The sequence below is a fragment of the Achromobacter semiaridum genome (genome assembly GCF_053543755.1).
Window position 1 is genome coordinate 1 of sequence record NZ_JBLVOL010000057.1, and the last position, 8,413, is coordinate 8,413.

General features: G+C 65.5%; 10 protein-coding genes. 2 read left to right on the forward strand and 8 right to left on the reverse strand.

All coding sequences use genetic code 11. From position 1 onward, the window contains the following. Positions 1-216: 216 nt before the first annotated feature. Entirely contained in the window at positions 217-408 is a 192-nt protein-coding gene (locus ACNPP0_RS16070) for a DUF2970 domain-containing protein (protein ID WP_332609899.1), read from the reverse strand. Positions 409-482: 74 nt separating this feature from the next. Then, a complete protein-coding gene (locus tag ACNPP0_RS16075; protein ID WP_104141679.1) occupies positions 483-1,418 on the reverse strand; it encodes a LysR family transcriptional regulator in 936 nt (311 codons plus the stop codon). 245 nt (positions 1,419-1,663) lie between these two features. Between ACNPP0_RS16075 and ACNPP0_RS16080 the strand changes: the two genes are divergently transcribed. Then, on the forward strand, positions 1,664-3,001 hold the full coding sequence (locus ACNPP0_RS16080) for a DUF3100 domain-containing protein (RefSeq protein WP_332609900.1): 1,338 nt from the start codon (positions 1,664-1,666) through the stop codon (positions 2,999-3,001). Positions 3,002-3,179: 178 nt separating this feature from the next. Here the strand turns inward: ACNPP0_RS16080 and ACNPP0_RS16085 are convergent, their stop codons facing one another. From ACNPP0_RS16085 to ACNPP0_RS16100, 4 genes are all read right to left on the reverse strand, one after another. After that, positions 3,180-3,818 carry a hypothetical protein gene (locus tag ACNPP0_RS16085; RefSeq protein WP_448706442.1) on the reverse strand — a complete coding sequence of 213 codons (639 nt, stop codon included), beginning with the start codon at positions 3,816-3,818 and terminating at the stop codon, positions 3,180-3,182. Between the two features lie 131 nt (positions 3,819-3,949). Beyond that, on the reverse strand, positions 3,950-4,558 hold the full coding sequence (locus ACNPP0_RS16090; RefSeq protein ID WP_448706443.1) for a glutathione S-transferase: 609 nt from the start codon (positions 4,556-4,558) through the stop codon (positions 3,950-3,952). A gap of 71 nt (positions 4,559-4,629) precedes the next feature. After that, positions 4,630-5,280, reverse strand: coding sequence for a carbonic anhydrase (locus ACNPP0_RS16095; RefSeq protein ID WP_332609903.1), 651 nt, complete (start codon positions 5,278-5,280; stop codon positions 4,630-4,632). A 180-nt stretch (positions 5,281-5,460) separates the two neighbouring features. Continuing rightward, positions 5,461-5,799, reverse strand: coding sequence for an FxLYD domain-containing protein (locus tag ACNPP0_RS16100; RefSeq protein WP_046803256.1), 339 nt, complete (start codon positions 5,797-5,799; stop codon positions 5,461-5,463). A gap of 353 nt (positions 5,800-6,152) precedes the next feature. Between ACNPP0_RS16100 and ACNPP0_RS16105 the strand changes: the two genes are divergently transcribed. After that, positions 6,153-6,485, forward strand: a complete 333-nt coding sequence (locus ACNPP0_RS16105) for a PsiF family protein (protein WP_332609904.1) — start codon at positions 6,153-6,155, stop codon at positions 6,483-6,485. A 72-nt stretch (positions 6,486-6,557) separates the two neighbouring features. On the opposite strand, the gene ACNPP0_RS16110 is transcribed toward ACNPP0_RS16105, so the two are convergent. Both ACNPP0_RS16110 and pcaD read right to left on the reverse strand, forming a co-directional pair. Then, positions 6,558-7,598 (reverse strand): cyclase family protein, encoded by a 1,041-nt coding sequence (locus ACNPP0_RS16110; RefSeq protein ID WP_448706444.1) that lies wholly within the window; start codon positions 7,596-7,598, stop codon positions 6,558-6,560. A 4-nt stretch (positions 7,599-7,602) separates the two neighbouring features. Then, entirely contained in the window at positions 7,603-8,382 is a 780-nt protein-coding gene (gene pcaD / locus ACNPP0_RS16115) for a 3-oxoadipate enol-lactonase (protein WP_448706445.1), read from the reverse strand. Positions 8,383-8,413 lie beyond the last annotated feature (31 nt).

Genomic DNA, 8,413 nt, shown 5'->3' on the forward strand with positions numbered 1-8,413 from the left:
CTCCCTTGGGGCGGCCCGGCGGGAGGAATAAGGCCCCCACGCTTCGCGCCTTCGGCGCTCTCTGCCCCCCAAGGGGGCGTTTCCTCCCTTGGGGCGGCCCGGCGGGAGGAATAAGGCCCCCACGCTTCGCGCCCTTCGTGCGCTCTCTGCCCCCCAAGGGGGCGTTTCCTCCCTTGGGGCGGCCCGGCGGGAGGAAAGGGCCCCCGCGCAGCGCTATTACAAGGCGGCAGTCACTGCCCAGCGCGCGACCACAACCAGCAGGATCACCAGCACCGCCGCCAGCAGCAGCCCCGTTGCAATCAGCGGGCCGGGTTTGTTGTGGGCGATGTCGGCGTGGTAGCCACGGCCGCGCCGCACGCCGAAAAAACCCCAGAGCACGGAACGGACCGTGCGCAGGAAACTAAGCATATGCGCCTCGTGGCGGATGAGGGGAACAGGCACTGTAGGCGCTGGCCGGCACGCCAAACAGAGGCAGATTCGCGTCAGGCGACCGTATCAGTTGGCGGCGGCGCCGGGGTGCCGATGCCGCGCACGATGTGTTCCAGCAATTCGCGGGCGGCGGGCGAGATGTGGCGGCCGGCTCGGCTCAGCACGTGCAGGCTGCCCTGGTTCAGGATCGGGTTGGCCAGCGGCAGGCTGGCCAGGCGCTGCGCGCGCATGTCGGCGGTAACGGCGATGGGCGGCGTCAGCGCGTAACCGATGCCCGCCGCCGCGAACTGCCACAACGCCTTGAACGACGACGTCGTCAGCACGTTGCGCAAGCGCACCTGTTCACTGATCTCGGCCGCCTGGATATGTTGCCGCACGCCAAAGCCTTCCTGCATCGATGCGCCGGGGTGATCCGCAAGGTCCGTCAGCAGCAGGGGGCGGCCCAGCCGGGTCAGCGGATGGTCCTGCCGGACGATGGCGCGGATGGGCTCGGGCCGCGAGTAATGCGTGCGCAGCCGCGCGTCGTTGGGCGGCTGAAACACCAACCCTATATAGGCGCGGTCGTCCACGATGCGCTGCACGATCTCTGATGTGCGCGCCACGTCGATATCCAGCGTGACTTCCGGGTGGCTGCGCCAGTACCCCGGCAGCACGCGGTCGAACATCAATTCGACGAAGCCTTCGCCCAGCACCAGGTCGATATGGCCGCGTTCGGCTTTGCGCAGGCTGTCGATTTCAGAGAAGAAGCTCTCCTGGATGTTCTGCTGCCGTTTTACATAGCGGGCCAGGATGTGGCCTGCGTCGGTCGGCACCACGCCGCGCCCGCGCCGTTCAAACAGCGCCATGCCGCAGTCGCGTTCCAGCGCGGCGATGGCGCGGCTGACGGCGGACGGGTCCATGTCCAGCACTTCGGCGGCGCCGCGCACGGATCCCCGGCTCATGACCTGCATGAAATAGTGGGTGCGGCGGGCATCGAGTTTTTCGTCCATGTCGGGTTCCAGGCTGGCGGGTGCGGCGGCAGACCCACAGTCGGGCCTAGGGTTTACCCTTGGAGGCGTCAATGTCGTGCAAAATTTTCCCAGGATAAGCCCCTGCGTTGCATTTTACGCAACGCTTATGCGCGGGCAATGTCATGGTTGCCTGCACCCCCCCCGGCGAAAATCCCGCCTGCCGCCGCGGCGTGGCTTTGCCCGGCACGCGCACAAAATCTACTCACGTTCATCAGGGGAAATTGATGTCTCTCGCCAGCCCCAGTCTGGCCGCGCCTTCCATGTCGCTATCCGCCCGCGTTCGAATGCTTGCCGCCATTTTGTTGGTGGTGGGCATTTCCGAAGCGATCGGCAGCGTCACGTTTTCGGTGGGCCCGGGCAAGATCGTTCTGCAACCGATGCTTTGGGCCATCTTCATCGGCGCCATCGTGGCGGCTTTCGGCCAGCGGCTGCCCGTGGGCGCCGGCATCGACAAGGCCATGCAGACCCGCATCAGCGGCTATCTGCAATACGCCTTGCTGCCCTTCCTGGCCAAGCTGGGCCTGATGGTGGGCGGCGCGTTGCCGCAGGTGCGCGAAGCCGGCTGGGCGCTGGTGTTCCAGGAATTCGGCCATTTCTTCGGCACCATGGCCATCGGCTTGCCGTTGGCGCTGTTGCTGGGCATCAAGCGCGAGGCCATCGGCGCCACGTTCTCGGTGGGCCGCGAGCCCAGCCTGGCCATCATCGGCGAACGCTACGGCATGAATTCGCCCGAAGGCCGTGGCGTGATGGCCGAGTACATCACCGGCACGGTGATCGGCGCGCTGTTCGTCGCGTTGATGGCGGGCTTCATCACCAGCCTGAACATTTTTGATCCGCGCTCGCTCGCCATGGGCGCCGGCGTGGGCTCCGGCAGCATGATGGCCGCGGGCGTGGGCGCCATCGCCTCTCAGCAGACGCCTGAAATGGCGCATCAGGTGGCCGCGCTGGCCGCCGCCGCCAACCTGCTGACGACCGTGGTGGGCGTGTACTTCACCCTGTTCATCTCGCTGCCGACCACGATCTTCCTGTACGGCAAGCTGGAGCCGGTGCTGGGCCGCTGGTCGCGCGGCAAGGCGTCCGAATCGGTCGTGGACAACAGCGTGTCCGAGGACGTGCCGGCGCATAACGCCAAGATGGGTTTTGGCGACCGCCTGACCGCCTACGTCATCTGCGGCCTGTTCGCGCTGGTGGGCAACCGCCTGGGCTACAACGTGCCGTTCATGGACGCGTTGCCGGGCATGGGCATCATCATCCTGCTGGTGGTGCTGACCGACCTGGTCCTGCGTGTCGTGCCCAAGCTGCCGGCGGTGTTCGTGCTGTCGCTGATCGCCATGACGGCCGGGTGCCCCGGCGTGCTGCCGTACTCGGACCAGATCATCGCGCTGGTCGGCAAGGTGAATTTCCTGCCGTTCACCACGGTGATCCTGGCCATGGCCGGGCTGTCGATCCTGAAAGACCTGCCGGCATTTCGCAAGCTGGGCTGGAAGATCGTGGTGGTGTCCCTGGCCGCCAACGCCGGCACCTTCATGGGCGCCACGATGATCGCGGAATTCTTCCACTGATCGATCCGCGCGGGGCGGCGCCGATGGTGCCGCGCTGAATCGCGAACGAAAAAGCCGCCTGGCATTGTCAGGCGGCTTTTTCGTTGGGGGCGCGTGGCGTGTTTCGTTGGGGCCGTGGGCAGGCGCGGGTTGCCAAGCGCGCGGCGGCGGGGCCCCGGCACCCGCCCGCGATGGCGTCTCAGGACAGGCGTGGGGCGGTGCCCGAGCGATAGCGCGCGTTGTCCGTGACGTTTTCCGTCGGCCCGATGTTGGCGACCGCCGGCACGGCGACGGCGGCGGCCTTCACGGCCACGGCCGCCTGCAATTCCACCTGCGGGTTGGCCATCGCAACGCGATACGGCTGCAACGGCGTCAGCCCTTCGATGGTGCCCAGATCGTTCGGGTTGCCGGCGCGCTGGGCGACAGGATCGGATTGCGCCGCATAGGCGTCCAGCGCGCGGCGCAAACGCGCGTCGGCGAATTGATCGCGCAGGATATCGGGGTTGAATACGTCGGCCGCCAGTGGCGCGTCCACCGCCAACGGCCCCCGCGCGTCGGCGCGCAGGCCGGTGTGTGCAGTGGTGTCGGTATGGGTATTGGCGGCCGGTCGGGTCCGCGCGGCCTCGGTGGCTTCGCGCGCGCGGGCAAGGCGTTGCGCTTCCCAGGCGGCTTGGGCCTGCTTGCTGCGCTGGGCTTCGCGAAGCGCAGCCTCTCGCACGGCGGCTTCCCGTGCCAGGCGCTCGGCTTCAAACGTGGGTCGGGTGTCGTCCACCAGCGGCACGCGCGCCGGATAGGGCGCGGCAACACGGGTAATGGACGAGATCGCGGAGACGTTCATTGTTGCTCCCTGTGCAAGTCGACAAGACCCGATTCGTCGGGTCTGCCGGGGGCTGACATGGGGAAAATTTACCGCGTTGCGGGCGCGGCGTCGTGTCAGCCCGTCGCACTAGGAGTCAAGGCGTAACCGCGTCAGACGGGCGGCAGCGTCGCCTGCATGGAGGGGCGGGCGTTGAAGGTCTTGAACCAGGCGGCAACGCCCGGGTGCTTGGCGCGCCAGTCGTAGTCGGCAAAGCGGAAGTCCAGATAGCCCAGGGCGCAGCCGATGGCAATCGTGCCGATGTCCATGCGGCCGTCCAGGCGGACCACGTCTTTTTCCAGCTGGGCCAGGGCGTCGTGCGCCTTGCTCAGTTGGCCATCAACCCAGTCGGTCCAGCGCAGGGCTTCGGGGCGCAGCGCCACTTCATAGCGCGCCAGCAACGCGGCGTCCATGACGCCATCGCCCAAGGCCTGGTCGGCCAGGGCCTGCCAGCGCGCGGGGCCGTTTGCGGGGAACAGCGTGCCGCCGCCCAGGTCGTTCAGAAATTCACAGATGACGCGGCTGTCGTACAGCACTTGGCCGTCGTCCGTGATCAAGGTGGGCACCTTGCCCAGCGGGTTGCTGGGAATGATGCTTTTGTCGCGGGCGACGGGGCCGGCGGCGCTGGGCAGTTTCTCGATGCGGTCGGTCAGGGCCAATTCGTGCGCAATGACCATGCATTTGCGCACGAAGGGCGAAGCCGGCGAGAAGAACAATTTCATATCGGTCCTTGGGGTTGCGTAACGTCTTTAAGGAAAGCGAAAAGCAGCCGCAAGCGTACCGGATATGAGGCTTATTCGGTGACGCCGGTTTCCAGGCAGGGGTTGAATTCGCCGGTTTCCGGATCGCGCAGGAACAGCACACCGGTGGCCACGCCGAAGTACGTGCCATGCAATTCCAGTTCGCCCTTTTCAACGCGGCGGCGAATCGACGGGAACGTCATCAGGTTGTTCAGGCTGTGTTCGACCACGGCCAGTTCCAGGCGCTTGAGCTTGGTCTGGCGGTCGCCGCTGCCGGGGCCCAGGCGTTCGGCCACGGGTTCGATCTGCGACATCCATTTGCCGATGAAGTCGCCCTTGGACAACGGCTTGGCGTCGTCGAAGAACGAGCGGATGCCGCCGCAGGACGCGTGGCCCAGCACGACGATGTGCTTGACGTTCAGGCCATTGACCGCGAATTCGATCGCGGCGCTGGTGCCGTGATAGGACGATTCCGAATCCGGCTCACAGGGCGGAACCAGGTTGGCCACGTTGCGCACGACGAACATCTCGCCGGGGCCGGCGTCAAAGATCACTTCGGGCGACACGCGGGAATCGCAGCAGCCAATAAGAAGAATTTCCGGGCTTTGCCCGAGTTCAGCCAGCTTCTGATAACGGCTGCTTTCCGAGTGGAAACGGCCGTCCAGGAACGATTGATAGCCTTCGGTGAGTCTTTTGGGGAACATGATGGTCACTTCCTAGGAACAGGGCCAGGCTTGCTGGCACGCCGACAGACGCAATAAGGGGCTTCGTTTGGAAGCCCCTGTTATCGAGTCGACAAGCGGAATTTTCCCATATTTGTCCCTACAACCCCCTGTCTAAACCCTGATCAGATCAGGGTTTTTTGGCGTTGTCTCCGTCATCGACTATTGCGCCCGCACGTCCAGCACCGTGACCTTGGTGAATTTCAGCGGCGTCATCGCCTTGACCAGGCGGATCTGCCCCGGGGGAATCGGGCCGATCACGTCGTCGTTCACCCGGCCCACCTCGCGTCCTTGGGCGTCGTACAGCACATACGTCAGCACCGCGCTGGACACCGGCCTGCCGGACAGGTTGGCCAGCGAACCCGTGATGGTGGACATGTTCATATTGGTGTCGCGCACCGCCTGCACATTGCCCAGCGTGACGCCGTAAGTCAGGCTTTGCGCCCCCGCGGCGCCGGACAGGCCGGCAAGCAAAAGAACAAAGGCATGGGCAAGTTTCATGGCGGTCTCCTGGTGTGCCGGCGTAGGGGGCGCTTGACTGTCCGCGCCGCCGTTTGCGCCGTCCGCGCATCAAGCGGACAGGGCTATCTCACTCCTTTCCCCGTCCACGCACAACGGGTCAAAAGGATGAATCGGTAACAGGTTGCGTGGGTTGTTCCCATAATCGTCGCTTACTGACAAGGATGCGTCGGAATGTCTCCAAATTGATATCTTTCGGCGTTGTCTTTTCCTAACTTTTCGATGCTTGCCGCGTGGGGCGGTTTGTTCGATGATGGCGGGGCCGGCACGTGGCCGGTCGCTCGTCCGGGTGCATGCTTCCACGCAAACGGGCGCCTAACGCAAGGGAGAAACTCATGCTTTCCCGTACTAGCCAGCTGGCCTCGGCCATTGTGTTGTCCGCATGTTTTTTCGGGGCCCATGCCCAGACCCCCGCCGCGCCCGCGCCCGCCAAGACGCCCACGCCGCAACAGCAGCGCATGGCCGACTGCAACAAGTCCGCCACCGGTAAAACGGGCGATGACCGCAAGGCCTACATGAGCAGCTGCCTGAAGGGCGAGGCCCCCGCGGCCGAAAAGAAGCTGACGCCGCAGCAGCAGAAAATGAAGGACTGCAACGCCAAGGCCGGCGACCAAAAGCTGACCGGCGATGCGCGCAAGACCTTCATGAGCACCTGCCTGAAGGGTTGAAATCCTTCCACGAATAAAAAAAGCGCCAGGTTGTCGTCTGGCGCTTTTTTTGCGTGGTCCACTGCCGTGGAATTACACCGTGGCAATCGGCGTGACCGGCGAGCCGATCGCGTGCGGCAGGCGCAGCGGCGGGGCGGTCAGCATGAAGTGATGGCGTCCGTTGGCATGCAGAAAGTCCGCCAGATCCTTCAAATACCAAAGCTCCGCCAACGGCAGGCCCAGCTTGAACAGGCAGTGGTGGTGCAGCGGCAGCATGGCGCGCGGGCCGGTCTTTTCCCGCGCCGGATAGGCTTCGACCGCGTAGTTGTCGGCGCAGATTGCGGCGATGCCGCTGTCCGTGATCCATTGCAGCAAGGCCGTGTCGGTGCCGTCCAGCGCGGCGCCGTAGGTGTGCAGCACTTCGGGGTCCGGCGTGCCGTTCATGGCGACGACGGCCTCGGCGTAGCCCGTGCGCAGCACCAGCATGTCGCCGCGTTCGACGGTGATGCCGTCCGTGTTCAGCACATGCATCAGTTCGGCGTGGCCGATCAGCGTGCGGCCCGGGCCGTAGTGGCGGAACAGGTCCACCAGCACGCCGCGCCCCTGCATGCCTTTTTGCGCCAGGTTTTCAACGCCCAACTTCAGCGCGGCGGACGGGCCGCCGGTTGAGCAACCGCAGCCGGTATGTTCGCTGTCGGCCGGGCCGACCACGTCCACGCCCGCCTGAAAACCGTTGTAGTAGCGCAGTTCCGGCGTGCCGTCGCCATCGGCGTCAAACAGCGCGCCCACGTGCGCCAGCGCGTCCCACTGCGTGGAATATTGCATCGACAGCAGCACCTGGTCGTCGCTAAGCACGTCCACCGCATCCGGGTTGACGTTGCGCAGGGGAAAGTTCAGGTACGGCGTGTCGGCCAGCCGCGTCGGGCTTAGTTGCGGCGGGTGGCGGCGCGGGTTCAGCACGTTGCCGCCGGGCAGGTCCAGCGGCAGCGACAGGCAGAACGTCTTGCCCGCGCGGATCTCGCGCGCGCCCTTCAGCACTTGTACTTCGGTAATGAGATTCAAACGGCCCAGTTGGTCGTCGGGTCCGAAGTCGCCCCAGTTGGAGCCTTCGGGCCGATGTTTCCAGCGCTGCATGCGGTTACTCCGTCAGGAAGTCGACGACCGCGCGGGTGAAGGCTTCCGGTTGCTCCCAGTTCGAAATATGAGAGGTGTTCAATTCGACATAGCGGGCGCCGGCGATGGCGGCGGCCAGTTCCCGGCCTTGCACGGGTGTGGCGGCCATATCGTGCGAGCTGCTGATGACCAGCGTGGGCGCGGTGATGGCCGACACTTGATCGCGGTAGTCGGCGTCGCGCAGCGCGGCGCAGTTGGCCGAATAGCCGGCGTCCGGCGTGCGGCGCAGCATGTCGATCAGCACTTGCGTCAGGCCCGGTTCGGCGGCGCGGTAGTCGTCGGTCAACCAGCGTTCCACGAGCGTGGGCGCCATCTTTTCCAGGGTCTGATCAGCCACGGCGGCGATGCGGGTGCTCCAGCCTTCCACCGACCCGATGCGCGCGGCGGTGTTGCACAGCACCAGCTTGCCAACCAGTTCCGGGTGCGCCAGCGCCAGCGCGATGCCGGTGGGGCCGCCCATCGACAGCCCGCAGAAATGCGCGCGCTTGATGTTCAGGTGCGCCAGCAGTTCGGCGACGTCGCCGGCCAGCTGCTCAAACGTGTATTCGCCGTCGGGAATCGACGACTTGCCGTGGCCGCGCGTGTCGTAGCGCAGCACACGAAAGTGCTTGGTCAGTTCGGGAATCTGGCGCGCCCACATGTCGGAGCAGGTGCCCAGCGAATTGGAAAGCACAAGCACCGGCGCGTCGGCGGGGCCATCGATGACGTAGAACAGCCGGGCCTGGCTGAGATCGGCGTAAGCCATGTGGGGATACCTCGGATGAGAACGCGGCCGC